At 73.7% G+C, this 25797-nt stretch carries 24 protein-coding genes and 1 pseudogene; 11 read left to right on the plus strand and 14 right to left on the minus strand.

Features of this window, described 5'->3' with window-relative positions:
* The first annotated feature begins 137 nt into the window (after positions 1-137).
* Complete coding sequence (locus tag ACF061_RS13580; RefSeq protein ID WP_392267009.1) at positions 138-1085, plus strand: LysR family transcriptional regulator; 948 nt, start codon at positions 138-140, stop codon at positions 1083-1085.
* 241 nt (positions 1086-1326) lie between these two features.
* On the opposite strand, the gene ACF061_RS13585 is transcribed toward ACF061_RS13580, so the two are convergent.
* From ACF061_RS13585 to ACF061_RS13610, 6 genes are all read right to left on the minus strand, one after another.
* The gene (locus ACF061_RS13585; protein WP_392267010.1) at positions 1327-1557 is read right to left on the minus strand and encodes a helix-turn-helix transcriptional regulator; all 231 of its coding nucleotides are present in this window, start codon (positions 1555-1557) and stop codon (positions 1327-1329) included.
* Between the two features lie 439 nt (positions 1558-1996).
* Complete coding sequence (locus ACF061_RS13590; RefSeq protein WP_392267011.1) at positions 1997-4900, minus strand: AAA family ATPase; 2904 nt, start codon at positions 4898-4900, stop codon at positions 1997-1999.
* Between the two features lie 503 nt (positions 4901-5403).
* Entirely contained in the window at positions 5404-5934 is a 531-nt protein-coding gene (locus ACF061_RS13595; protein WP_392267012.1) for a helix-turn-helix domain-containing protein, read from the minus strand.
* A 588-nt stretch (positions 5935-6522) separates the two neighbouring features.
* Positions 6523-7032 (minus strand): MarR family winged helix-turn-helix transcriptional regulator, encoded by a 510-nt coding sequence (locus ACF061_RS13600; RefSeq protein ID WP_392267013.1) that lies wholly within the window; start codon positions 7030-7032, stop codon positions 6523-6525.
* A gap of 39 nt (positions 7033-7071) precedes the next feature.
* Positions 7072-7299: a DUF397 domain-containing protein gene (locus ACF061_RS13605; protein WP_392267014.1), complete on the minus strand. Its 228-nt coding sequence runs from the start codon at positions 7297-7299 to the stop codon at positions 7072-7074.
* 8 nt (positions 7300-7307) lie between these two features.
* On the minus strand, positions 7308-8159 hold the full coding sequence (locus tag ACF061_RS13610) for a helix-turn-helix domain-containing protein (protein WP_392267015.1): 852 nt from the start codon (positions 8157-8159) through the stop codon (positions 7308-7310).
* A gap of 236 nt (positions 8160-8395) precedes the next feature.
* On the opposite strand from ACF061_RS13610, the gene ACF061_RS13615 reads away from it, so the two are divergent.
* On the plus strand, positions 8396-8812 hold the full coding sequence (locus tag ACF061_RS13615) for an ATP-binding protein (RefSeq protein WP_392267016.1): 417 nt from the start codon (positions 8396-8398) through the stop codon (positions 8810-8812).
* 76 nt (positions 8813-8888) lie between these two features.
* Here ACF061_RS13615 and ACF061_RS13620 read toward each other — a convergent pair whose 3' ends face one another.
* Complete coding sequence (locus tag ACF061_RS13620; protein ID WP_392267017.1) at positions 8889-9200, minus strand: WhiB family transcriptional regulator; 312 nt, start codon at positions 9198-9200, stop codon at positions 8889-8891.
* A 304-nt stretch (positions 9201-9504) separates the two neighbouring features.
* Between ACF061_RS13620 and ACF061_RS13625 the strand changes: the two genes are divergently transcribed.
* The 3 genes and pseudogenes from ACF061_RS13625 (at position 9505) to ACF061_RS13635 (ending at position 11251) form a co-directional block, all read left to right on the plus strand.
* Positions 9505-10689, plus strand: coding sequence for an L-dopachrome tautomerase-related protein (locus ACF061_RS13625; RefSeq protein WP_392267018.1), 1185 nt, complete (start codon positions 9505-9507; stop codon positions 10687-10689).
* 261 nt (positions 10690-10950) lie between these two features.
* Positions 10951-11076 (plus strand): annotated as a pseudogene (locus ACF061_RS13630) (hypothetical protein); the annotation flags it as partial.
* Positions 11077-11173: 97 nt separating this feature from the next.
* Positions 11174-11251, plus strand: a complete 78-nt coding sequence (locus ACF061_RS13635) for a hypothetical protein (RefSeq protein ID WP_392267048.1) — start codon at positions 11174-11176, stop codon at positions 11249-11251.
* Positions 11252-11545: 294 nt separating this feature from the next.
* Here ACF061_RS13635 and ACF061_RS13640 read toward each other — a convergent pair whose 3' ends face one another.
* From ACF061_RS13640 to ACF061_RS13670, 7 genes are all read right to left on the minus strand, one after another.
* A complete protein-coding gene (locus ACF061_RS13640; RefSeq protein ID WP_392267019.1) occupies positions 11546-11929 on the minus strand; it encodes a DUF6009 family protein in 384 nt (127 codons plus the stop codon).
* Positions 11930-12131: 202 nt separating this feature from the next.
* On the minus strand, positions 12132-13703 hold the full coding sequence (locus ACF061_RS13645; protein ID WP_392267020.1) for a phage/plasmid primase, P4 family: 1572 nt from the start codon (positions 13701-13703) through the stop codon (positions 12132-12134).
* Complete coding sequence (locus ACF061_RS13650; RefSeq protein WP_392267049.1) at positions 13700-14821, minus strand: bifunctional DNA primase/polymerase; 1122 nt, start codon at positions 14819-14821, stop codon at positions 13700-13702. Before ACF061_RS13650 ends, ACF061_RS13645 begins: the two co-directional genes overlap by 4 nt.
* 481 nt (positions 14822-15302) lie before the next feature.
* Complete coding sequence (locus tag ACF061_RS13655) at positions 15303-16988, minus strand: ParB/RepB/Spo0J family partition protein (protein WP_392267021.1); 1686 nt, start codon at positions 16986-16988, stop codon at positions 15303-15305.
* On the minus strand, positions 16985-18253 hold the full coding sequence (locus tag ACF061_RS13660; protein WP_392267022.1) for a ParA family protein: 1269 nt from the start codon (positions 18251-18253) through the stop codon (positions 16985-16987). Before ACF061_RS13660 ends, ACF061_RS13655 begins: the two co-directional genes overlap by 4 nt.
* Before the next feature lie 539 nt (positions 18254-18792).
* Complete coding sequence (locus ACF061_RS13665) at positions 18793-19476, minus strand: hypothetical protein (protein ID WP_392267023.1); 684 nt, start codon at positions 19474-19476, stop codon at positions 18793-18795.
* Positions 19477-20049: 573 nt separating this feature from the next.
* Positions 20050-20550 carry a cupin domain-containing protein gene (locus ACF061_RS13670; RefSeq protein ID WP_392267024.1) on the minus strand — a complete coding sequence of 167 codons (501 nt, stop codon included), beginning with the start codon at positions 20548-20550 and terminating at the stop codon, positions 20050-20052.
* Positions 20551-20812: 262 nt separating this feature from the next.
* On the opposite strand from ACF061_RS13670, the gene ACF061_RS13675 reads away from it, so the two are divergent.
* The 6 genes from ACF061_RS13675 to zwf form a co-directional block, all read left to right on the plus strand.
* Positions 20813-21844: a LysR family transcriptional regulator gene (locus ACF061_RS13675; protein WP_392267025.1), complete on the plus strand. Its 1032-nt coding sequence runs from the start codon at positions 20813-20815 to the stop codon at positions 21842-21844.
* A gap of 333 nt (positions 21845-22177) precedes the next feature.
* Positions 22178-22624, plus strand: a complete 447-nt coding sequence (locus tag ACF061_RS13680) for an acyl-CoA thioesterase (RefSeq protein WP_392267026.1) — start codon at positions 22178-22180, stop codon at positions 22622-22624.
* Between the two features lie 370 nt (positions 22625-22994).
* Positions 22995-23219: a helix-turn-helix transcriptional regulator gene (locus ACF061_RS13685; RefSeq protein ID WP_392267027.1), complete on the plus strand. Its 225-nt coding sequence runs from the start codon at positions 22995-22997 to the stop codon at positions 23217-23219.
* A gap of 234 nt (positions 23220-23453) precedes the next feature.
* Positions 23454-23927 (plus strand): Dps family protein, encoded by a 474-nt coding sequence (locus tag ACF061_RS13690; RefSeq protein WP_392267028.1) that lies wholly within the window; start codon positions 23454-23456, stop codon positions 23925-23927.
* Positions 23928-23965: 38 nt separating this feature from the next.
* Positions 23966-24217, plus strand: a complete 252-nt coding sequence (locus ACF061_RS13695) for a DUF2630 family protein (protein WP_392267029.1) — start codon at positions 23966-23968, stop codon at positions 24215-24217.
* Positions 24218-24469: 252 nt separating this feature from the next.
* On the plus strand, positions 24470-25797 hold a 1328-nt coding region (gene zwf / locus ACF061_RS13700), incomplete at its 3' end, for a glucose-6-phosphate dehydrogenase (RefSeq protein ID WP_392267030.1).

Here is a 25797-nt window from a genome sequence, read left to right on the forward strand (position 1 = left end):
CTTCCGTCACGCATGGCCGGAACCACGGCGCTTTCGGCCCCGTTCGGGTCGTCCGCTCCCCGGCACGCGTTCATCGTGCTCCCGCGACCACCCATAAGTCCAAGAACTCTTTGGCATCCTTTCTATATGCTGAGCGCATGGCAACGCTGCGACAGCTCGAATACCTGGTGGCCATCGTGGACGAGGGGTCGTTCACCCGGGCCGCCGAGAGCCTCAACGTCACCCAGCCCGGGCTCTCCCACCAGTTCCAGGCACTGGAACGGGAGGTCGGCGGACCGCTGTTGGAGCGGCTGCCGCGGGGCGTACGGCTCACCCCGGCCGGCCGCTCGATGCTGCCGCACGCGCGGGCGGCGCTGGCCGAGGCCGGCCGGGCCACCGTCTCCGCCCGCCGCGCCGCCGGCGTCTCCACCGGCGAACTGCACCTGGCGACGCTCTACTCGGTCAGCTCGGGTGTGCTGCCCACGGTCCTCGGCCTGTGGCGGCGGGAGCACCCGGGGGTACGCATCCGGCTGTTCGAGCACCGCCGGGGCGACGAGCTGGCGCAGGCCATGAGGGCCGGCCAGGCCGACGTCGCCGTGGGCCCGCTGCCGGACGACTGGGAGGGCACCGCGCGGCACGTCGGCGCCGAGGAATTCCTGGTCGTCACGCACGCCGACGATCCGCTGGCCGCCTCGGACCGGGCCCCGAACGTACGGCTGTCCGACCTCGCGGAGCGGGAGTGGGTGCACTTCACCCCTGACAGCGGCCTCTCCGACATCCTCGAACGGGCCTGTACGACCGCCGGTTTCCGGCCCCGCATCGCGGTCCGCACCGAACAGGCACCCTCCGCCATCGGGTACGCCGCGGCCGGGCTCGGACCCACCCTGGTGCCCGCCAACACCATCCCGCCGCACTTCGGGGGAGCGTTCCTGCGCCCTGACCCGCCCCTGCGCCGGAAGCTGACCGGATACACCCGCACCAGCCCGGACCCGGTCACCTCCTCCTTCCTGGACACCCTCGGCGAGCACGCGCCCCTGATGCCGTCCCATGTCGCCCGGCGTCTGCGCGTCACCGACCGCCCCGCCCACCGCCCGGCCCGGGACTGACCGACGGGGGACCGACCGCCGGACCTGACCGCCCGGACACGACCGGTCCGGGGCCGACCCGCTCCGGGCCGACCGGCGCGGGACTGACCGGTCCGGGGCTGCCCGGGGATGACCCGCACGGGACTGACCGGTCCGGGGCCGACCCGCTCGGGCCGACCCGCGCGGGACTGGCCGCCCGGAGCTGGGGGGCTGGCCGGCCCCGGACCGAGTCGCGCGGACCTCGTCCCGCCCCGGTGACGCGTCAGGCGTCCTCGAGACGGGTCAGGGCGTCGCGCGGCTGGGCGCGGTCGGTGACGCCGAGCTGGGGAAACGCCTGGTGGAGGTGGAAGCCGACGGTGCGGGCGGACAGCAGCAGACGCTCGGCGATCTGCCGGTTGGTCAGCCCGGTCGCCGCCAGGCGCACGATCCGCGACTGCCGGCCCGTCAGGGCGTCGAGACCGCCGGCCGGTTCCTGCCCGCTCCGCGGCACCACCAGCCCGCACACGCGCGGCTCGGCGGCGGCGATCCGCCCGGGGGAGGGGCGGGTCCCGCGGTGTCCGGTGCGTGCTCCGGGGGTTCCCCGCTCGAAGGGGCCGGGGGAGTGCCGGGCCCTGAGTCGGACGTACCCGGGCCAGGGCCCGGTGCGGCGAGTGCGGCTCCCCTTGGGCGCGAAGGGGCCGGGGGAGCGGAGCGTGCACGGCGTCGCGGGGCGGGCGGGAGTTCGACGGCAGGGTTCCTGGCGGCCGTCCGGCCGGGGGACCAGGGCGCCGAGACCTCGCCAGGCCAGGACACCGACAGGCCAACGGCCCGTCTCCGCGCCCCGTCACATCTTCTCACCTGTGGTGATGCGCCCGCTGAGGGCGTCCTGCACGTCTCCGGCGCGGCCTTCGTCCTCGGGCCGGCCGGCCCCCGGGGCGGGCGCTGGGCCGGGGTCAGGCCCGCAGGACCGACGGAAGCTGCTTGCGCGAGCCGATCCCGATCTTGACGAAGACCCGGGAGAGATGGCTCGCCACCGTCCGGTGGGTGAGCCCGAGCTGCCAGCCGATCTTCTGGTTCGTCAGCCCGGAGGCCGCCAGCCGCGCCACCTCCGCCTCCCGCGGGGTCAGCCGGAACTGCTCCGCCCACGCCGGGTGCGCGCTGGGCGCGGCCTCTCCCGCCGCGAGCAGCTCGGAGGCGGCACGGCGGGACCAGATGCCCGCGCCGATCGCCGCGAAGATGTCGCGGGCCCGCTGCAACTGGACCCGGGCCTCCAGGACGCGCCGTTGCCGGCGCAGCCACTCGCCGTAGGCCAGGTGCGTCCGCGCCCGTTCGAACCGCGTCTCCTCGCCGCCCAGCGAGAGCGCCCGGGTGAAGTGCCCGTCGGCCTCCTCGCCGTCCTCGGACAGCAGCGCCCGGGACCGGGCCACCAGGTGCTCCAGCGGTGCCGAGCGGTTCTGCCGGTCCTCCCGCGCGACCTGCTCCATGTACGGGCGGACATCGTTGTCACGCCCCGACGCGACCGCCGCGGCGACCACGTCGCCCAACGCCCAGCGGGCCACGAACGGATGGCGGGCGTCTCCGTCGGCGTGCCACAGCATGCGCAGTTCCTCGTAAGCCTCCTCCGGCCGGCCGTGGGCCAACGACATCAGCCCCCGCGACCAGCGGGCCCGCGCCGCGAGCAGGGTGAGCCGGCGGGGGAGCGCGAAGGACAGGATGCCGTCCGTCAGCGTCCGGTGGCCGTCCTGCTCGCCCTCCCACGCCTGGACCTGGGCGACGCCCGCCTCGAACACCAGCCTGGCGCGCGTGTCGTCGGCGGTGCGGGCCCAGTGCAGCCCCAGGTCGGCGTCGCTCAGCACGGCCGTCCGGTCGCCGAGGTGGACGTGCGCCATCTGGAGGAACGCCAGGACCTGGCGGGCGGTGCCGAAGTGGCCGCGGGCCACCAGCGGCTCCAGGGCGCGGCTGCCGAGGGTGTGCGCGGCGGCGGGGTCGTCGAGCGCCATCGCGACGACCGCCAGCGCGGCCTCCCGGGAGGGGTCGTCCACCTCGTGCTCCGGCCGGTCCCGCAAGGACAGGTCCAGCAGCGCCCGGCCCGCCGGGGCGTAGGTGGGGCGGTCGGCCCAGCACAGCGCGGAGAGCAGGTAGGCGCACCGCTGCCGGGCCGGGTTCTCGGCGAGCATCGCCTCCAGCTTCGGAGTGAGCGCCCGGTTCAGCGCCGGCTCGCACAGCGCCGAGGAGATGGCGCTGGTCAGTGGCAGGAAGGGCGGTGGCCACTCGGTGTTGCGGGAGGAGGCCGACCGCATCAGCAGGGACAGGGCGTGGGTGGGCACGCCGTCGCTCTGGTAGGCGACCCGAGCCTCCAGCGCGGTGGCGGCCGCGGTGAGGTCGGGGTCGACGGGCAGGTCCGTGATCCGGCCCACCAGACGGCGCAGCACGCCGGTCTGTCCGCGCCGCTCGGCCGCCCGGGCCGCCAGGACGAGGCGTCTGACCTGGTCGTGCCGCTCGGGGCTCAGGTCGGCGGCCAGTTCCAGGACGGTCGCGGCCTGGGGCAGGTCGTCGGCGACGCCCTCCTCCAGCGCGGCGGCCGTGGCCTCGTCCGGCCGCCCGGACACGGCCGCGGTGTGCAGGGCGCGGTGGTACGGGTCGCCGGTCAGCGCCCCGGCCAGGGCCAGGTGCGCCCGCCGCCGCTGCGCGAACGAGGCGCTCCAGTGCACCGCCGAGCGCAGCAACGGGTGCCGGAAGCGGAGTCGTTCGCCCCGCACCGTGACCAGACCGGTCCATTCGGCGCCGGCCGGGCCGTCCACGGGCAGCCCGGCGAGCCGGGCCGCTTCGCGTAGCACGTCCATCCGGTCGGTGTGCGCCTCGGCTGCCAGCAGCAGGAAGTCCCGTGCGGCGTCCGGAACGCCGTCCAGCAGCCCGGCGACCTTCTCCCGCAGCGGCTCGCCGAGCGGGAGCCGGGGCGCGAGCAGCGCGGCGGGCGGAACCTCCTGGGAGTCGAGGCCGCGGGCGATCCCGATGATTCCGGCCGGGTTCCCCGCGGCCTCGGTCAGCACCCGCCGGAACAGAGGGGGCGCGAGGAAACGGGCGGTGCGGCGCAGCAGCCGTTCGGCCGCCTCGGCGTCCAGCGGTCCGAGGGAGAGCAGCGGCAGCTCCGCCGACCGCGCGCTGCCGGCGCGGGCCGCCACGAGCAGCCCCACCCGGTGTCCGGCCATCCGTCGCAGCGCCAGTACGAGCGCCTTCAGCGACTGGGTGTCGAACCACTGGGAGTCGTCCAGGGTCAGCAGCACGGGGGTGCCGGGAGCGCAGATCGCGGTGAGCGCCTCGTGGGCCGCCGCGCTCGCCGCGTGCGGACCGTCGTCGGTGGCCACGAGCCGGCTCAGCCGGCCGTTCTGGTCGGCCGAGCAGCGCGACGGTCCGTGGACGGCCGCGTCCAGTCGCAGCAGCACCTGGGTCAGCCCGGCTCCGGTCAGGTCGGCCTCGGTCCGGCGCCCCCTGGCCTCCACGACCACGAAACCGTCCCGCCGCGCCGCCCGGGCGGCTTCCTGGAGGAGGGCGGACTTGCCCACGCCTATGTCGCCGGACAGGACGAGGACGTCGGCGCCCTCGCACATCCGGGTCAGGAAGCGGTCCACCGCGCGCAGTTCGCGGTCCCGGCCGAGAAGCGCGCTGTCGGTGAAGCGGTGCCGTCCCCGTTCGTCGAGGAGCCGGCCGGCGACGGGCCTGCCGCGGCCGGGGCCGGCCGGAGCGCCGGGGCCCGGGGCGGCGTCGAGACCGGCGCGGGCGCCGGTGTCCTCGCCGGTGCGGGCCCTGCCCGCCGCTCTCCCGGGAATCGACTGAATGTCGCTGTACAGTCCTTGCACTCGCCGCCTCCTCGGAATGTGGGAATCCGCCAGTTCTCTGGCGACGACCCGGCCGTGCGGAGAGATATTCGGTCCGGGATTTCGAACCCACGGACAAGTGAGAATCGATGTCTGCACGTGGTGGTACGGACCACGTCGTCCGCTGCGTTCTCCTCCATGGCACGGCGGGCGGAAAATGAACGCTGATGAGCGAACAGGATCTGCGTCCGGCGTGCAGTCAGACTATACACAGCCGGGATGGCCAACCACGGAAAAGTCTGCGCGAAGGGATGATTGCCCCTCGATTTACCGGGGCTGACCTGGGAGTTCGCAGGGTCGAGGGAGGGAATGGGCAGAGTGAGTGCCCGATCGTGCAGATCGGTGAACACTTCGGCGCCGGCATGACCGGGAGCCCCTTTCCCGTAATTCGGCGCGGTCGTACCGATAAACGGACGGCAGGGGCTGATGTCGGCCACTTTCCGTTCCGGAAGCCGCGGCGGCGCCCCTGCCCGGGGCGCCTGTCGTCACGTCATGGACGGACCGGTGATGATCAGGAATTCGACGGTGGTGTCGGTGCCGTTGAGATAACGGCGGGGAACTCCGGGTGCGACGGTGAGGGCTTCCCCGGCGCGCAGTGTCCGGGCGGCGCCGTCGAGGTCGGCGGTGAGCGTGCCGGTGAGGACGTAGACGCACGCGGTGGCGGCGCAGCCGGTGGAGGCGTGGCCGGTGGTCTCCCCGGGGCGCAGGGCGGTACGGAACACCCCGAGGCCGGAGTCGGCGGGCGTGAGGCGTTCGTGGGGGACGCCGGGAGTGGCGGCGGTGGGACAGGAGGCCGCGCGGGTCCGCGGTGATCCGGGGGCGAAGAGGCCGGCGAGCGGGACGCGGTGGGCGTCGGCCAGGCGGCGCAGGGTGGCCAGGCTCGGGTCGGTGACGCCGCGTTCCACCTGACTGAGCAGGGCGGGGGAGAGGCCGGTCCGGGCGGCCAGGGCGCGCAGACTGAGGCCGTCCGCGACGCGCAGTTCCCGCAGTCGATCGCCGATAGGCGCCGTGATCATCGTCGTCCCAAGGTGTGTCGTCGGCGGGTACGCCGGGCGGGCCCGGCGCATCGCGCCGCCACTCGCGTCCGTGCGTGTCGTGCCGGGCCGCTTCCTCAACTGTTCGCGTCTGCCCGCTCCGCCGCCGTTCATGGGCAACGGATCGGCAACGGCCCCTGGCCGCCCACGTGATCGCTCCCGCGCCGGCGTCACCGGCAACGATGCGCCGCCGGCTCCCCGGCAGGCATCGGCAGAACGACTGCGCGACCGGGCGGCCGACGCCGTCGGTCGAATGACGGATGGCGCCACGGCGTCCCCGCGGCAGGATCGGTCACGGCCGACGCACGGCCGCGCGCCGCGGGACACTGCCCGACCTCCCCGTGTCCGTAGGAAGACGGACGGTAGTCAATCCAGGGGAGGCCAGTGGACGCCGGCGCGCGTGACCGCACCGGGACAGCCCTCGCCGGAAACCGCCCGGCGGGGCGGGACGCCCCGGGAGCGTCGGGGCAGCCGGCGGCGTGCCGGGGCTCTGGTCCACCCGGGGCCCGGCACGCCCCGTGCGTCGCCGCCTCGCGGCGACCCGGGCGCGCCGGGCCCCGCCCGGGGGCGTCAGAGGGTTTCGCCCAGCCGCTCCAGCAGTGGCGCCGCCGCTGCCAGGGTCCGCAACTCCTCCGCTGTGAACCGCTCGGTGAGCGCCGTGGCCAGTTGCCGGCCGCGGGCCCCGCGCCTGCGCCGCGGCACCTCCCGGCCGGCCCCGGTGAGCGACAGGATGATCCGCCTGCCGTCGTGGGGGTCGGGCCGGCGCTCGACGAACCCGCGCGCCTGAAGGCCGTTGACGACGGTTCCCATGGCCTGCGCGGTGACCTGGTCGGCCCGGGCCAGTTCGGCCGCCGAGGCCGGCCCCGCGCGGTCCAGCCGTGACAACGCCGAGCGTTCCGGCAACGACAGCTCGCCCGGCGTCCGGCTGTGCCGCAGCCGCCGGGCGATCAGGCCGATGGCGTCGTGGAGTTCGCCGCCGAGGTCGTACGGGTCCGGGTGGTCGTGGCGGTCCGGGTGGTCGTGGCGGTCCGGGTGGTCGTGGCGCTTCGGGTGGGCCGGGCCGTTGGGCTGCTGGGTCACGGGTGAAGGCTAGTTGGGCTGCTGGGTCACGGGTGAAGGCTAGGCGGCACACCCGCGGTCCGGCCCGCGGGACCCGTGCGGGGCGTCCGCCTTGAGGCCGTCGACGAAGGCGGTGAAGGCGGCGGCCGGGAAGGAGAGGGCGGCCCGGGCGGGAGCCTTGGAGTCGCGGACCGCTATGCGGGAGCGGCGGTCGGCGACCTCGACGCAGGCGTTGCCGTCGCCGCTGCCTGAGTAGGAGGACTTCTGCCAGTTGTCGGGAGTGTTCACCGGAGGCCTCACAGTTCCTTTGCCAGCCTGTGGATGAAGTCACGCGAGCGTTCGGGTTCGAGTGATGCGGCCTCTACTCTACGAAAGAGTGTGCGAAAGACGCCGAGTTGGGCCTCGGCGTCGATGAAGACCGTGCCGTGGGGACCGTCACGTACGACGGTGTCCAGTTTCGGCACGCTGCCCCCGGCGTACACCATCGCCGCCGTGATGTCGCCGAACTCCTCCAGTTCAAAGGGGATCACGCGAACGGTCACGTGGTCCGCCTCGGAGAGTTCGAGGATGCGGAGGAGCTGGGCTCGCGAAGCTGCGCGGCCACCGACTCTGATGCGGAGGGCCGCCTCGTGGACCAGGGTTTCGTACGGAACGGGGCGGTTGCCCGTGAGGATGACGCGCCGCTGCATCCGGTGGCTGACACGCAGATCGAGATCCCGCTCCGGGAGCTCGGGAACCCGGCGTGAGAACAGCGCCCGTGCGTACTCCTCCGTCTGCAGAAGACCCGGGACGTGCAGGAAGTCCACGTCCCATCGGAACGTCGCATGGTGTTCGAGCTCGGACAGGTCGAGGAACGATGTGGGAAGTAGGCCTCGGTACTCCTCCCACCAGCCGCGCGTCCGGTCGGTGACCACGGCTGCCAGGGCGTCGATCAACTCCTGGTCCGTGCAGGAGTAGTGAGCTGCGATCTGGCGCAGGCGGGTCTCGCTGACACCCGCGAGACCGGCTTCCATCTGGCTCACCCGCGCCGAGTCCGTCCCGATCAGTTCTGCGGCTGCCCGGCCGCTGAGACCTGCCGCCTCACGCAGCTTGCGCAGTTCGGCACCGAGGCGCTCCTGCCGTGCGTTCGCCTGCTTCCTACGTGGCATGGCCTCTCCTCGGTCCAACGGCATTGCAGCTGTGCCTCGTTCGAGGGGCAGGTTACGCAACAGCTTGCAGAGGACCAAACTTGGCCCCTACCGTCAGTAGCGCGACGCACACGTTGCGGCACTCCCGGACCCCGGAAGCGCACCGCTCCGTCCTGCCATGACGGACGCGGCGATGCCACCGCCCGCCAGGGCCGCGAACCCTGTCCATCCCCCCGTTCACCGACCGGAGTTGACGCATGTCCGAGACCGCAGCGCACGAATCCTGGGAATACTGCCTGTACATCCCCAACGACCCCCGGGCCGTCACCGTCAGCCGCCGCACCCTCCGTCTGATCCTCACCATGCACGGGTTGATCGGTCTGGTCGACACGGCCGAACTCCTCGCGACCGAGCTGGTCTCCAACGCCGTACGGCACACCAAGGGCCCGGCCGCCCTGCGGGTGCGCTGGGCGGGCGGGGTGCTGCGGATCGGGGCGTGGGACGCGGACCCCACGCCGCCGGAGCCGCCGGTGCCGCTGGAGCAGGCCGCGGACCTGGAGGACGGGCGGGGGCTGGCGCTGGTAAAGGCGTGCGCCGACCTGTGGGGGTGGCAGCCGCTGGCCAGGCAGGGCAACCGGGGCAAGGTCGTCTGGTGCGAACTGGCCGCAGGGTGAAACCCCGGTCCCTTGGGTCCCTTGGGTCCCTTGGGCCCGTGGGGCGCGCGGGGACCGGGAGGCGTGCGGCACCGGCTCACGACAGCGGTGCCGGCGCCTCGGCCACCGGCGGGCGGGGGCGGCGGCGGTCCGGCCGGTTCGAGCGGTCGGCCTCGGTCAGACCGCCCCAGATCCCGTACGTCTCCCGTGTGGCCAGGGCGAACTCGGCGCAGCGCTGCCGCACCGGACAGGCCAGGCAGATCTGTTGCGCCCGCCGCTCCGCCTCCCTGCGCCGGGCGCCCCGGGCGCCGGTCGCGGTGAAGAAGACGGAGCTGGACATGCCCCGGCAGGCGGCCTCGCGCTGCCAGTCCCACACGTCGGACACCGGTGTCAGCGAGGGTGTTCTCATCAATCCTCCCGGTTCTTCCCGTCCTCCCGCCGCCCCGGCACGGCGTCCGCCCGCAGTGCTGCGCGCCGCCGCACCGGACCGGTGGGCCGGGTCGTGCTGCTGCCGCAGATCCTCCGGAAACCCGCGCGCCGTCACATCCGTCAGTCGACTCAGCTCCGGGGAGGTCAGTCATTCGACGGAAGCACACGTGCCCGGCGGTGGGGTGGACTGGTCGTCAGATTGAGACCCGTGGCGCCTTCGCCGCGCGGGCGAGCCGCACCGCGCGTGCCGCCACATGACCCAGAAGAGACGGGAGCCCCTCCCCATGCGTACCCCCGATTCCGCACCGGTCCCCGCAGGTCCGGGCCGGCGTACGGTCCTGGCCCTGCCGCTCGCCGTGGGCGCGGCCCTCGCGGTGGGCGCGGCGCCGGCCCAGGCCCGCACGCGGCCGGGCGCCGACGAGCGCGCGCCGCGGCTGGAGGCCGTCGCCGCCTTCGACGGCGCGATGCCCACGGGTGTGACGGTCTCCCGCTCGGGCCGGATCTTCGTCAACTTCCCCCGCTGGGGCGACGACGTGCCCTTCTCGGTGGCCGAGATCCGTGACGGCGAGGCCGTCGCCTACCCGAGCCGTGAGATCAACGAGCCCGACACCGCTGACCCGCGCCGCCACTTCCTCGGCGTGCAGAGCGTGGTCGTCGATGCCGCTGAGCGGCTGTGGGTCGTGGACACCGGCCGCATCGAGTGGGCCGACGCCCCCTACGGCGGCCCCAAGCTGGTCGCCGTCGACCTGGCCACGGACAAGGTGGTGCGCACCATCGTGCTGCCCGCCTCGGTGGCCGGCCCGCGCAGCTTCGTCAACGACGTGCGCTTCGACCTGACCCGCGGCTACGCCTACCTCACCGACGCCACGCCCGACGGTCCCAACGGCATCATCGTCGTGCACCTGGCCAGCGGCGAGTCGTGGCGGCGCCTGAACGACGACCCGTCCACCCTGCCCGCCCCGGACTTCGTGCCCGTCGTCGAGGGCCGGCCCATGCTGAACCGGCCGGACGGCTCCTCCGCCGGGACACCCATCGACATCGGCTCCGACGGCATCGCACTGAGCCCCGACGGCGAGTGGCTGTACTACTGCCCGCTCTCCAGCCGGAAGCTGTACGCGGTCCGCACCAAGGACCTCACCCGCTCCCGCGAGACCCGTGTGCGGGTGCACGACCTGGGCGTCAAGGGCATGTCCGACGGCCTGGAGACCGACCGCGCCGGCCGGATCTACGCGGGCGACATCGAGCGCAACGCCATCGTGCGCCGCGACCCCGACGGCACCTACCGCACGCTGGTGCGCGACGACCGGCTGATCTGGCCCGACACCTTCTCCATCGGCTACGACCGCAACCTCTACGTGGTCGCCAACCAGCTCAACCGGCAGGCCGCCTACAACGGCGGCACGGATCTCAGGCGCAAGCCGTACGTGCTGTACCGCCTGCCCATCGGCAGCGGCCCGGCCCGCCGCTGACCCGATCCCGTCCGTCGTCCGTCCCGGTCCGTCGTCCGTTCCGGTCCGTCCACCGTCCCGGTCCGTTCTGCGCTCCGGTTCGGCGTCCGAGCGGGACGCAGGACGCGGGTTCCCAGCCGTGCCGTACGGCTGCCGGACGCTCAGTGCCCGGCGTCGACGACCGCGATCAACGTCTCGGCGACGGAGGCGGCGCTGGCCGGGTTCTGCCCGGTGACCAGTCGGCCGTCGGTGACGGCATGGCTCTTCCACGGGCTCGCACCGGTGTGCTTGGCGCCCACTTCCTCCAGCCGGGGCTGGAGCAGGAACGGCACCACGCCGGGGCCGCAGCGTTTCGGCGCGCTCCAGCGCCGACTGGAGGGAGTCAGCCCCAAGGTCCTGACGAACACGCTGCGCCGGCTGGAGGGCAGGGGGTTCGTCGACCGGACCATCTACCCGGCGGTACCGCTGCACCGTCGAGTACGAGCTCACGGAACTCGGCCGCAGCGTGGCCGAGCCGCTGGCCGGGCTCCGCCACTGGGTGGAGAACCACATCGACGAGATCCAGGAGTCCGACGCCGGGTAGCGGCGGCCGGGGCGCCGGACGCCCGGCTACCGTGGCCTTGCCGGTCCTGCGTCACCGTCTCCGGTCTTCTGTCACCGTCCCCGGGTTTTCGCCGCCGTCCCGGCTCCCGGCTTTCCGCCGCCGTCCTCGGCTTCGCGGCGCCGTCCCCGGTCTCCCTCGGCGCGTCGGCTTTCCGTCATCGTCCTCGGTCTCCCGGCGCGTTCCGCGGTCCTCCGGGCGGCGGAACGCGCCGCCCGGAGGACCGGAGCGGCGCGTGGGGATGTCGCGGGGGACCGGGGCGTGGTCCGGAAGCCGTCAGGGCGTCGAGGACGCCATCGCCACCGGGCCGCGCTGCGAGCGCGGCGTCTTCGCGCCGGGCTTGCCGGGCTGGATGGTCCGCGGGTCGATGGCCTCTCCCGGAGCGCCCTCCCGGTACAGGCCGTTGGGCAGGCTGTCGCGGTCGTGCGGCAGCAGGAAGAAGACCCGCCGCTTGTACAGGCCGCTGTCGGGGTCGGGGGCGGCCTCGTCGTCGAGGAGGGCGTAGCCCACCATCCGGCCGTCCCGGGCGTAGGGCGGCTTGGTGTTGCGGCGCTTGGTCTTGTCGAGAGCCTGACGGACGTAGTCGAGGTTTTCCGGGTTCTCCAGCCACACCACCTCTTCCTCGTGGATGAGGTCGCTCTCGGTCAACAGCGAACTCATGGCTGCAGCCCCTCCTTCGTCGGCTCGGCCCCCGCTGTCGGGGACGTGGCCCGGCTTCTGTGCGTGTCACTGTGGCCTGCGCACCGGCCAGTGGCGGGCCGTCCTGTGGGGGCCGCCGCATGCCGGGCCTGGCTTCCATCGTAGAGCGCATGCGGGCGGTGGTGTAGGCCGCATGCCAGGGAGTGCCCGAATCCGGCTGTCATCATGCCTGTTCCATCAGGGCGATGCCCGGGTAGTACTTGCGTCCGTTGGACTTGATCATGTCGGCCGGCGAGGCCACTCCGACCTCCTGTCGCACCCGGTTGGCGAAGGTGCGCGGGGTGGCGGGCCGGATTCCCTCGCCCGCGTGGCACCAGGAGCTGTACTCCGTGTAGAGCAGGCCCTGTTCGACCCGCAGCTCGCGCGCGTTCTCGGCGTCGCGGGTGCAGCACTCGGCGAGGAACCGGCCGATGTGGTCCTCGGTGGTGGCGTAGGCGGTGGTCGCGATGCGCACCCGGTCGGGCCCTTCGAGCGGGTCCCGGGTGGCGAGGTAGCGCTGGGCGCCCGTGATCAGCCACTGGAGGATGCCGGGACCCTCGTCGCGGACGAGTTCGAAGGCGAGGTTGTCGATCCGGCGCTCGGCGGGCACGGTCCGGGTGAAGGGCAGCAGGCGGATGCGGCGCCAGAACGCGAAACCGCCCGTGGACACCTCCGGCCGGTGGTTGCCGAGCAGCCACAGGTGGTGGGTGGGCGTGAAGGAGAAGTAGTCCTGCCGCATCCGCCGCGCCTTGATCTTGTCGCCGCCGGTCAGCAGCCGCACCCGGGCCTCGTCGAACTTGTCGTTGGGCTTCAGCTCGCTGCACACCACCAGCCGCCGCCCGTGCAGCTCGGTCAGCTCCGTGGAGTGCTCGGAGAAGGCGCCGCGGTCCATCAGGAAGCCGGGCGGGGCCGCGTCCGCGTAGTCGCCGAGGATCTGGATCATCGTGTCCAGCAGCACGGACTTGCCGTTCTTGCCCTCGCCGTGCAGGAACGGCAGCACCTGGGCGCCCACGTCGCCGGTGATGGAGTAGCCCAGCATCAGGTGCAGGAAGTCGATCATCTCCCGGCCCTCGGCGTCGTCGCCGAAGGTGTCCGCGAGGAACGTGTGCCAGCGCGGCGTCTCCATGCGCTGCGGGGCGACGCTGGTGGCGCGGGAGTGGAAGTCCCGGGTCGGGTCCGCCTTGCGCATGTGACCGTTGTGCAGGTCCACGACGCCGGCCGGGGTGCACAGGGCGTACGGGTCGCCGTCCAGCTCGTCGGGGTCCACGGACAGGTCCGGGGACGCCTTGGCCTGGGTCAGCAGCGCCTTCATCCCGGCGGTCGAGAGGGTGCGCCGCTTGTGGTGGGCGATCTCCCGCTCGCTGAACACGCCGCGCGGGTCGCTGTCGGGCATGTCCTCGGCCATCTCGCCCGCGGCCCACAGCGCGGCCTTCTCCCCGCCGCTGCGCTTCCAGCGGTACCCGTCCCACACGAACCAGCCCAGGCCCTCCACGTGCCGGAACTGGTCGCGGTGCATCCGTACGAACAGCCGCGCGTTGCCGCGGTCGGAGAGCGAGGGCGGCAGGGGAGCCGTCGGCGCGGGTCCGGCCGCGGTCAGGGTACGGGACGCGGCCGCCGTGGCGTCCGGGGAGGCCTGCGGGGGCACCAGGGCGGGCACGCTCGGCTGTTCGACCGTCTGCTCGAGCATCTGCAGGTCGAGCATCTGCTGAGCGGCGGCCTGGGGGTCGAACCGCGGCGTGCTCTCGGCGCTGCTCATGAACGTCCTTCGAGGTGGAGCGGGCGGGCGGACCCCACGGCGAGGGCATCGTCGACGATCGCCTCGTTGCGGACCGGCTGCCAGGGCCGGGCGTGGTGCGCGATGCGCACCAGCCGGTCGCGGACCCCGGCGTGGTCGAGGTGCCCGGCCGCGACCAGTCCGCCCGCGGTGTAGGCGGCCCGGTTGAGCTTCTCCGTGAACGCGGTGCCCTCGGGCGCGTCGGCGCAGCGGGCGACCTGGGCGATCAAGGGGTCGAGGATCCGGTGCGCCGCCCCGGGACGGGCCCGGCGGCGCGCTGCCGGCCCCGCCGGTCCGCCCGACGCCGGTTCCCCCGTCCGGGAGGAGGGACCGGGGTGCGGCCGGGGTCCGGCGGCTCCCGCGGGTCCGGGCGGACCCGCGGGCACGGCGGGGGTGGCGGCGGTGACGAGGTGGCCGGTGCGGACGAGTTCGTCCCGCAGCCACTCGGGCAGGGCGGCGGGCGTCCGGGCGGAGCCCATCGCGCGGTACACGCCCTGCGCCGTGCGGGTGGTGGGCGCCACGATGTAACCGCCGTCCGCGCGGACGTCCACCTGCCAGGCCAGGGCCGCCGTGCGCCCCGAGCCGGTGGAACAGCGCAGCCGGGTGGCCGGATCGGGGTTGCGGTACCAGATGTGCAGTCCGCCGGAGGGCGTACGGACCCGCAGCGTGTCCTCGTCCCGCGCGGGGTCCGGCCGGCCCCGGAAGGCGGCCAGCAGCGCCAGGGTGTCGAAGCCGGACGCCAGCCCGTCGAGGGTCACCTGCTCGGGGATGGGGATGCCCGGCAGCAGGCGGCCGCGGTCCGGCACCTGAGCCGTGTGGGCGTCGACGTCGATGACGACCAGGTCCGCCGGGCCGCAGGAGACGCCCACCCCCGCCGAGGGAGTCGCCGACCACCAGCGGTCGATGAGCCGCACGTCCGTCGTGGCCGCGTGGAAACCATGGCAGGGACGCCCGGCGGGCAGGCACGGGCAGTCCGCCGGGGAGTGCCGGACCCGACGGCAGTCCGGGCAGTTGGCCGCGGGGGTCTTCCGGCCCGGGGCCAGGGGGTGAACCGGCCAGCCCTGAGCAGCGCACCACCGAGCGACCGAGCGCGGCGGCACGGGGCCGCCCGCAGCGGTGCGTTCGCTGATCTCACCATGGCGCGGCACGCGAATCGTCCTCGTCACATCTCGTCTTCGGTCACTCCCGGCGGCCCGGCTGGGTAGTGACGCCCTGTCAGGGACCGAAGGGACTGTAGTTGGAATAAGAGTGTAGAGCTCACCGGCCTCAGGAGTCCCGTAGTCCCTCCGCGTGCCGTTTCTATCAGTTTTCTCGGTCCCTTGAGTCCCTTGGTCCCTGGGTGGGAGGGATCAGGTGGGTGAATCGGGCCTTCTTCACCCTGCTGAGGGGCAAGTGGGGCATCCCGCCCCCGCCGGTCCCCGAAATCGGTACGGAGTGCTGGAGTCCATTTCGATGTCCGGTCCCTCCGGTCCCTGACCGTATCAGTAGAAGGGCTCTGACCAGGGAGAACGCCCTGTGGTCGGTCTTGGACCGGGCAGGGACCCAAAAGCTTTCGGTCCCTGGACCCGTGCCCTGTGTCGGTCAGATGCTCTCCTCGCGCTCCGAGTCCCGCTTCCACTGGTGCTCGTTGAGCAGGTCCAGCATCTTGTCGAACGCGGCGTCGGGCATCTTGCGGATCAGATGGTGGGCGAGGAAGACCCCGTCGTCGTACGGGAGCCTGGGCGGGGCGTACGCGTCGGTCCCTGCCTGCTCCCTCTCCGCCTCGGCCGCCGCGGCCCGGGGCACCGGGACGCCTTCCGCCAGGGCAGCCGCCACGGGGGCCGCGGACGGCGACGGCGCGGTCAGCGGGGCGGTGGGAACGGCGGAGGAGGGGGCCGTCGCGGGGGCAGCGGCGGGGGGCGTGGCAGGGACCGGAGCGAGGCGCGCCGATGAACCAGCCGGCGACTGACCGTCCGTCTCCTCCCCGTCCCTCTCCTGGGCGTCGCCGTCCGCCGGTCCCGGCGTGTTGGCCGGCTCCTGGGCACCGCCGACCGGCTCCGACCCGTCGCCGGGTCCCTCGGCGCCGTTCGCGTGCGTAGGGCCCTGCTGTGCCCCGGCGCCGTCCGGCTCGGCCGAGCCGGACGGCCGGACCGCTCCGTCCAGCTCTCCGGCGCTGTCCGCGTCCGAGCGGCTGTCCGGGTCCGTCCCGCCGGCCACCGCGGCCCCGGTGGCACCGGCCGTCAGGCCGGCCGGGTCCGTCCGGCTGTCCGAGTCCGTCCCGCTGTCCGCGGCGGTCGCGGTGTTCGCAGCCGCTCCGCTGTCCGCGGCGATCCCGTTGTTCCCAGCCGCACCGCCGTCCGCGGCGGCATCGCCGTCCGGGTCCGTCCCGCCGTCCGGGTCCGGCGGGCCGTCCGGCTGCCGCGTGGCGCTCTGCGGCTGCCCGGTCCCGGCGTGCTCGTCGGCCTCCCCGGCCGGTCCCTGCCGAAGGAGAGGAGAGCCGGGCGTGTCGGAGGAGGGGGCCGGGTCCCGCTCGGCGGACGCCGCCGCCTGCCGCTCCCTGCGCCGCTCCGCCTTCTCCGCCTCCGCGCGGGCGTGCTCCCGCTTGAGCGCCTCGAGGGCCGTCTCCTGCTCCTCGACGGGCTTGTTCCCCACGGCGCGCAGCAGGTCGATGCGTTCCTCGCCGATGCGCTCCTGCAACGCGGGCGCGAGGTTGAGCAGGGCGAGGCGCTGCGACACCCAGCCCTGCGACTTGTGCAGCCGCTTCGCCAGCCGGGTCTGGGTCCCGTGGATGGCCAGGAGGCGCTGGAGCGCCCGGGCCTCGTCGAGGGGTTCCAGTTCCTGGCGGTGCACGTTGGCGACGAGGGCGGACTCCAGGATGGCCTCCGCGTCGGCCCCCTGGTCGTCGTCCACCATCACGTTGAGGTGGGTCAGCCCCGCCTCGCGGGCCGCCGCCAGCCGGCTGCTGCCGTCCACGACGACATGGGTGGCGTCGGCCGCCAGCTCCGGTTCGCGGTCCGGGTTGGCCCTGACGTAGGCGTCCCGGTTCATCACCGTGATGGCCTGCTTCTGGCCGTGTTCCCGCAGGCTCCCGGCGAGTTCGGCGAGATCGCCCAGGCTGGTGCGCGGGTTGTCCGGGTTCGCGCTGATACGGTCCAGGGGGAGCCGGGTGGGCGGGGCGATGCCCTCCGTGGGCACGCCGGTCGCCGCTCCGATCGCCGCCCGGCGTGCGCTGACCGGTCGTGCGGTGGCGCCGAAACGGCCCGTCCCGAGCTGGTCGGCCTTGCTCATGAGATCTCCCGTGCGAGGGCCCGCATGCCCACGGCCTGCTGCGAGGAGGGGGCGTACGACAGGAGGGGCTGCTTCATGCGGACGGCCTCCTTCTGTTCCTTGAGGTCGCTGATGAGTCCGACCACGCGGGGGTCTTTTATGTCGACCCAGCCCTGGAGCGACGACGTCGCGATGTAACCCCGGCGGCCGTCGTAGAGGTTGACGACGATGCCCAGGTAGTCGAGGTCGAGGGCGAGGTCGCCCCTGAGGTCCTCGATCTGGTTGGTGAGCAGGTCGTAGGCGTCGGCGGAGCTGTCCTCGGCCTGCACCACGATCAGCGCGCCGGACTGGCCGGGCCGCTCGCCCTCGCGCCGCCGGCCGTAGTAGGCGGCCGCGTCCATGCTCAGGCCCAGGCTGGGCGGGCAGTCGACGAGGATGACGTCGTAGTCGTTCTCCAGCGGCAGCAGGGCCCGCTCCAGCGCGGCCTCCCGGGCGCGCACGGCCGAGAGCCGGACGTCGAGGAGGAAGGCGTCGTGGCAGGCGGGCAGCAGGTGGAGGCGGCCGCCGAAGGTGTCGTCGTCGATGGAGACGATCAGGTCGCGCAGATCGCCCTTGGGGTCGCCCGCCATGTGGTTGGTGAGGCTGTCGCCGTTCATCGGCAGCGGGGTCGCGCCGAGCTGGTTGGTCAGGTGGCACTGCGGGTCGAAGTCGACCAGGAGCACCCGCAGCCCGAGGCCGGGCAGGCTCTCCACGTCGAGGTAGTCGCTCTCCGTGCCGGTGCCCGTGCCGCCGGTCTGGTCGCTGGCCCGCAGCGCGGTGGAGAGCGCCTTGGCGATCCGCACGGGGTACAGCGAGCCCGGGTCCTCCGCCAGGGCCTCGCCGACGCCGGCGGCGATGGCGGTCTTTCCGACGCCGCCCTTCTGGTTGCAGACGACGATCCGGCGGGTGACGGCGGGCCGCTCGATGTCCGGCGCGGGCGTGGTGTCGAGCCACAACCGGACCGACTGCGCGAGGCCCTGGATGAGCGAGACCCGCCGGTCGGCGGTCACGTCCCGGAACCTCTCCCACTGCCCCTCGGGCAGGAAGGTGGAGAAGGAGTCCGCTCCGGCGGTGTCGACGGTGGCGGGGGTGGAGGCCAGGGCGAGCCAGGCGTCGATGCCCTGTTCCACGGCGGCCTGGATCTCGATGCCGTGCTGGGCGGCTCTCACTTTGAGGTTCTGCCGGAGCCATCCCGGCAGTTTGGAGACGACCTTCTCGCGGTCGCTGGAGGAGGCTGGCGAACTCATGGAGGACACCTTACTAACGTGCTTGATCACGCGCCGCAGCGACACGTTAGAAAGCAAGAATGGTAGATGAGTTGCTCCTCATATGTCCCCATTGGGCCGTCAGAAACCTGCTCGGCGAGGACGTCAGTCGTCGCACACCACCCGGCCCCGGCCAAGGGACCCCGCGGCCCCGGCCAGGGAACCCCCGCGGCCCTGGTCCACCCGGCCGCCGCCGGGCGGCCCGGAAGGGCGAGGGTACCGGTGGCGGTGACGGCGGGGCGCGCCGGCCCGGAAGGGCGAGGGAGCCGGCGGCGGTCACGGCGGGGCGCGCCGCCCGCACGGGTACGGGCGCGGGCACGGGGCGCGCGAGTGACCCCGCGTCATCCACCTCGTCGATCGACCGGTCGGACGCCCATGCGCGCCGGAGGCGGGTGCGGGCCGTGCCGGGACGGCCCGCACCCGCCTCCGGTCGCGGTCACGTCGAATGCGCTCTCACCTACACGGCGTCAGGTGTGAACACGCCTGCCGCGGCCGCACGGGGCCGCCCCCGTACCGCCGGTTCAGGCGGTGGCGACCGAGGCGCCGGACAGCGCGCCCGACGCCTCCCCCTCCCCCGGCTCCACCACGGTGTACATGACCGACCTGCTCTGCTTGTGCCGCTGGATGCGCCCCTTGGCCACCAGGGCCTCCAGGGTGTTGCGCACGACCTGGGGGGTGGGTTCGCGGTCCGGGTGCTTCTCCAGCAGTTCCTCGCGCAGCTCCGCCGCGAGGCGCGGCTCGCTGTGCCCGCTCAGCAGGTCCAGGAGGAGGTCACGGAGCAGAACCTGCCGCCCCTCCGTCTTCCCGGTGTTCTTCGCGGCCTTCTTGCCGGTGTTCCCCGCGGCGCTCTTGGCGGCCCGCTTGCTCCCGGTGGACCTGGGGCGCGCGGTCCCGCCCTCCTCGGTCCGCGCCGGGCGCTCGGCCGGGGTGCCGTCGGCAGCAGGCGACGGCGTGACGGCGGAGGGCGCGGCGGCCGGTTCCAGGGCGGGTTCGTTCTGGGCCTGCTGCGGCACGTGTGCAGGCTCCGGGACCGCGGCAGGGTGCTCGGCGATGCTCAGGATGTTCAGCAGCAGCGCCTCCTCCTGCTGAAGGGCCTCCAGCTGACGCGTCAGTTCGCTCTGCCGGCGGCGGTTCTCGGCCAGATCCGCCGCCGCTTGCTCGGCATAGCGCGACCGGACCGTGGCGGTGGCTGATTTGATGGGCACAGCCGTTCACTCCCTTTGTGTGGATGACGCTGCGCATGCTACTGGGGGTGTACGGGCCGTGCCGAGGCCCGGGAGGCACGTAGCGGGCGGCGCGAACGCGCGTCGTCCCGGGCCACGTGCTCAGGTGAGGTGTGTTCGGCCGGTCGGGGCGGCGGGAAAGCCGCGCGAAAAACCGCCGTATCGAGTGTCACCGGGGCCTTGACGGACCCGGGACGGGGAGAGTGGAGGGGAGGGGAACGGCCGGCTGCTGCACCGGGTTCCCCTCCGGGCGGGTCATCCACTACCCGCCGCATTCATACTGCCGTCCCGGCGGCCCGCCCCGGCGCGGATCGGCCCCATCGTGGCCGGTGGTGCATCCTTGCTGCCCTTTCACGCACACCTGCTCCCCCGGTTGAACACCTGGGTGGGCCCTCGCGGGGGCGGGCGTGTGCCGCGCCGGAACACGGCGCGGCGGCTCGCGCACACCGGCCCCGTCGTGCCGGGGCCGGACACGTCCGGGCCGGCGTGGTGCGCGAGCCGCCTCAGGGGCGGGCCCGTGGTTCTCGCGGGCCAGCGGGGAGGGAAGGCGAACGCTCAGGGAAGCAGCGGCGGGCCGACGATCCGGATGCCGTGGGCGGCCGCGACGCGGGTGAGCTCCTCGGGGTCGGGACCGGGACCGGCCTGCGGCGGCTCACCGTTCACGAACGGCACGCCGACTTCGGCCACGAACTCGTCGAAACCGCCTCCGGGGGTGTGCAGCGTCAGGAATCGCGCCTGGGGCGAGGTCACGACGAAGCCGTGCGCCAGGCCCCTGGGCAGCAGGGCCAGCGCGCCCGAACCCACACTGCGCACCTCGTCGCCCACCTCGACCCGCAGCGTGCCCTCGAGGACGAGGAACGTCTCCTCGTCGTTCTCGTGCAGGTGCAGTGGAGACATGTAACCGCGCTCGCCGCTGTGCTCCAGCAGCGCGTATGCTCCCGCGGTCTGCGCGGCCCGGGCCCGCATCCGCACCAGGCCGCCCAGGAAGTTCACCGCGCCCTGGGTGTCGGGGTCCGTCAGCACGGGGGCGGTGATGTTGCCAGAAAGGGACGTCACTTCGTTCCTCGCTTCCGATCTGTCGCCCGACCATGTGAACAGAGGGAATCCCGTGCGGTCCAAGACCGTTTCGTCATCACCCGATGCCGCCACGGCATACCGGAGTGTCCCCGTCGCCACGGCATACCGGGGTGCGCCCGTCGCCACGGCAGGCCCGGGCGCCCCCGTCCCGACGGCAAGCCGGGGTGTCCCCGTCCCGACATCGCGGGGCGGACGTCGTCCCGCCGCGCCCAGCGGCCCGACCGCGGAGGAGTTTCCCGCCGTGCACACACCTGAACCGGGCCCACCGGCGGCCCGCCCGGAGCCCGACATCGAACTCCGGTTGCTGAGGGCGTTCCTCGCCGTCGCCGAGGAGGGGCACTTCCGGCACGCGGCGGACCGGCTCCGGGTCGCCCAGTCGGCGCTCAGCCGGCAGGTGCAGCAACTGGAACGCCTGCTCGGGGTGGCGCTGTTCGAGCGCACACCCCGTGGCGCCGTCCTCACCGGGGCGGGGCGGCTGATCGTCCCGCACGCCGAACGGGCGCTGGCGCAGAACCGGCGCATCGTGCACGCAGCCCGGTCGGCGGCCGCGGGAGGCGGTGTGGTGCTGACCGTCTCCGCCCCGCTGCCCGGCCCGCCCGGAAGCCTGCTCGCCGAGGCCCTGCGGAGGTTCCGCGGCACCCGCCCCGACGTCCAGGTGTCGGTGACCGGCCTCGACGACGGCGACGAGACGGCGGCACTCGCCGAGGGACGCGTCGACGCGGTGCTCACCTGGGACGAGTCCACGGAGGACGGGTGCGCGAGCGAGACCCTGGTGGAGGAGTGCACCAGCGCGCTGCTCGGCCGGTCGCACCCCAGGGCCCGGGCGGCGCAGATCACGCTGCGCGACCTGGCCGGTGAACCCTTCCTGTTCCCGCTGCGCGAACGCCGCCACTGCTGGGAGCAGTTGCGGACCGCCGCGCTCGCCGCCCGCACCGAACTCACCGCGATACCGACCGCGCCCTCCGCCGTGGCCGATCTCGTGGCGGCCGGACTGGGGGTGTCGGCGGTCCCGTCGTCGTTCCGGTTCGCCGGCCACCCCCAGGTGGTCCACGTACCGATGCCCGGGCTGTTCAACCGGATGAGCGTCATGTGGCGCGGGGACGACGACTCCGGAGCGGTGGCCGACTTCGTCGCCGCCTGCCGGGCCGCCGCCCGCGACCTGGCCGCCGCCCACCCCGACGTGTGGCGACTGCCCGAGGGATCCCCGCCGCCCTCCGCGCACGGGAGCGTCGGCGCGGGCACCGGGAAGGCCTCCGCGCCGGCGGAGCGGTGACGGGACGTCGACGGGGCGGGGGGTGTGCGAACGGGCCTGCGGACGCACCCGGAACGGGACCCGTCGGTTCCGGATACACTCTCCGGACCACCCGGTGCCGGACCATTCGACACACGTGTGCCCGGGGTCCCTCCCACGGCGTGTTCGGAGCCCGATGAGCGGCCGGGGACGCACGGCCGCCCCGCGCGGTGCGCGCCGCGTTCTCCAGCGCCGTGACGAGCGACGCACGCCGCTCCTCGACGGACGGACGCGGCCCGCCGCGGCACCGGGTGGCCGCCGCCCGTGATCCCCGGGACGGCATCGACCATCCCGAACGGAAACGGATCCCCCACCATGTCCCGAATCTTCACCAAGTCCTTCGAGGTCCGCTGGGACGACACCGACTTCAACGGCCACCTGCGCAACACGCGCTACCTGGAGTACGCGGGCACCGCCCGGATGCACCACCTGATGTCCGCGGGCTGGGACGTACGCATGCTGCGGAAGACGGGTTTCGCGCCCATCGTGCTGAGCGAGCAGATCGACTACCGGCGCGAGGTCTATCTCGCCGAGCGGGTCGAGGTCTCGTGCGAGATGGTGGGCCTCAGCGCCGACGGCTCCCGCTGGCGGATGCGGCACGTGATCTCCCGGGAGGACGGCGCCGAGGCGGCCGTCGCGCACTGCCTGTCCGCCTGGCTGGACGTCGAGACGCGCAGGATCGCCCCGCCTCCGGCCGGGCTGCGGGAGGCCATGGAGGCCGCCCGGGGGGACGACTGCGCCGTCATCGGCTCCCAGCGGTGACACCCGGCCGGCCCGACGCGCCGGGCGCGACGCGCTTCGAGCTGCGGTGCGCGGGCCACGAGGGCGAGCGGGAACTCGTCTTCGCGGGCCTGCACCCGCTCAGGTCCCTCCTGCCCGAGGTGCGCGAACCGCCCGGTCCCCAGCGGGACGCCCTGCTCAAGGCGTTCGGGCGCGCCGGCCGACCCCGGGGGCGAACAGTGGCCCTTCGAACGGGCCCTGGTCCACCTGGAGTTCGGTGAGTGGCTGCGCCGTCGGCGGCGCACGGGCGAGGCCCGCGCGGAACCGACCCGAGCTCACACGACCCTGGAACAGCTCGGCGCCCGCCCGTGGGCCGAGCGCCACCGCCGAACCGCGGGCGCGCGGGGTCGGCGTGCGCCGCGGCCGGGCCGCGGGCCACGGCGCCGGCCGGCTGACCGCGCAGCAACTCCAGATCGCCCGGCTGGCGGCGACCGGCCTCACCAACCGCCAGATCGGCGAACGCCTGCTGCTGTCGGCCCGCACGGTGGGCCACCACCTGTACCAGGTCTTCCCCAAGCCGGCCGTCACCACCCGTGCCCGACTGCGCGACGCGCTCGGCGAGCCGGAGAAGCCGTAACCGCCCGCCGCGCGGGGCGCCCGGCGCCCCCTGGGCGGCCGGGTCCACGCGGAGCACCAGTCAAACGACCGATCCGTCAGACGGCGCCGGACTCGACAATGGGCCGTACCAACAGGCGCCCGCCAGTGCGGCGGAGCGCCCCGTGGGCCGCTCCGGGTAGACCTCCCCGCCGTTCGCAGGACCAGGTCGCCTCCCGCGGCCCGGCACGCATCGGGAAGGGAAGGCCGCGCAGCCATGACCATCATCACCAGCCCCCTGGCGGACGACGACCGCCAGGTGACCGGGAACGCCCTCCAGGGGGCCCTGGTCGACCTGCTGGACCTGTCGCTCCTCGCCAAGCAGGCCCACTGGAACCTCTACGGCCCGCGCTTCCGCTCCATCCACCAGCAGCTGGACGAGGTGGTGACCCTGGCCCGCGACTACGCCGACCAGGTCGCCGAACGCGCCGCCGCGCTGGGCATCAGCCCGGACGGTCTGGCCGGCACCGTCGCCGCGAGCAGCGGCCTGCCCGCCTTCCCGCCCGGCTGGGTCGCCGACACGGCGGCCGTCGAGGCGCTGGTCGCCTCCTTCTCCGCCCTGATCGCGCGGATGCGCACCCGCATCGAGGACACCGGGCGGGCGGACGCCGTCAGCCAGGACCTGCTGATCGGCCTGACCGCCGAACTGGAGAAGCAGAGCTGGATGTTCCAGGCCGAGAACCGCGGCTGAGCACCGCCAGGACAGCAGTACCCGAGGAGGGACAGACCATGGCTGAGCAGGACAACCGGATCCTCCACCGGATCACGGAGATGGCCGCGCAGGAGCGCGAGCTGCGCGACGCGCTGAGCGCCGGCCGGATCAGCGGCGCCGAGGAGCACAGCCGGCTCGGCGAGCTGGAACGCGAACTGGACCAGTGCTGGGACCTGTTGCGGCAGCGGCGGGCCAGGACCGAGTTCGGCCAGGACCCCGACGAGGCCCGGGTGCGCCCGGCCTCCGTCGTGGAGCACTACCAGTCCTGACCCGGACCCAGCCGGGCACGGCCTTCCGCGCGGACCGTCGGCGTCCGCGCGGAGGGTCATGAATTCGTACGGACCGTCGAATGACGGATGCCGGGCGGGGCGCCGTTCCCTAGGCTGATCAAGCGCGACACGGCCGGGCGAGTTCGGTCGGGAGCGCGCCGAAGTAACAGTGCCGCCGCGGGAGTTCGCCATCCGCGGCGGTGAAGCCCGGGCGATGCCGAGAAGGAGCCGCCGTATGCGGAGGCCGAACCGATGAACCAGTGGAGCGGCAATCCGCTGCGTGACCCAGCCGACCGGCGGCTGCCACGGATCGCGGGCCCGTCCGGGCTCGTCATCTTCGGCGTCACCGGCGACCTGTCCCGCAAGAAGCTGATGCCCGCCGTCTACGACCTCGCCAACCGGGGTCTGTTGCCGCCGGGCTTCTCGCTGATCGGCTTCGCCCGCCGCGAGTGGCAGGACGAGGACTTCGCCAAGGAGGTCCACGACGCGGTCAGGGAGCACGCCAGGACCCCCTTCCGGGAGGAGGTCTGGCAGCAGCTCAGCCAGGGCATGTGCTTCGTGCAGGGCGCCTTCGACGACGACGAGGCGTTCGAGCGGCTGCGGGAGCGGATGGAGGAGCTGGACAAGGCGCAGGGCACGGGCGGGAACTTCGCGTTCTACCTGTCGGTGCCGCCGAGGGCGTTCCCCGTAGTCATCCAGCAGTTGCGCAAGCACCGTCTGGCCGAGCAGACGGGCGGTTCCTGGCGGCGCGCGGTCATCGAGAAGCCGTTCGGCCACGACCTGAGGTCGGCCGAGGAGCTGAACAAGGTCGTGCACGAGGTGTTCGCCCCGGAACAGGTGTTCCGGATCGACCACTACCTGGGCAAGGAGACCGTCCAGAACATCCTGGCGCTGCGGTTCGCCAACACGATGTTCGAGCCGGTGTGGAACCGGTCCTTCGTGGACCATGTGCAGATCACCATGGCCGAGGACATCGGCATCGGCGGCCGGGCCGGCTACTACGACGGGATCGGCGCCGCCCGTGACGTCATCCAGAACCACCTGCTGCAACTGCTGGCGCTGACCGCGATGGAGGAGCCCGCCTCCTTCGACGCGGACGCGCTGGCGGCGGAGAAGGAGAAGGTCCTCGGCGCGGTCCGGCTGCCCGGGGACCTGGGCGCCTCGACCGTGCGCGGCCAGTACGCGGCCGGCTGGCAGGGCGGCGAGAAGGTCATCGGCTACCTCGAGGAAGAGGGCATCGACAAGAAGTCGAAGACCGACACCTACGCGGCGGTGAAGCTGGAGATCGACAACCGCCGCTGGGCGGGGGTGCCGTTCTACCTGCGCACCGGCAAGCGGCTGGGCCGGCGGGTCACCGAGATCGCGGTGGTCTTCCAGCGGGCCCCGCACTCGCCGTTCGACACCACCGCCACCGAGGAGCTCGGGCAGAACGCGGTCGTCATCCGGGTCCAGCCGGACGAGGGCGTCACGGTGCGCTTCGGCTCCAAGGTGCCGGGGACCTCGATGGAGATCCGGGACGTGTCGATGGACTTCGCCTACGGCGAGTCCTTCACCGAGTCCAGCCCGGAGGCGTACGAGCG

The sequence above is a fragment of the Streptomyces sp. NPDC015220 genome (assembly GCF_043079345.1).
In the GTDB taxonomy this organism is placed as follows: domain Bacteria; phylum Actinomycetota; class Actinomycetes; order Streptomycetales; family Streptomycetaceae; genus Streptomyces.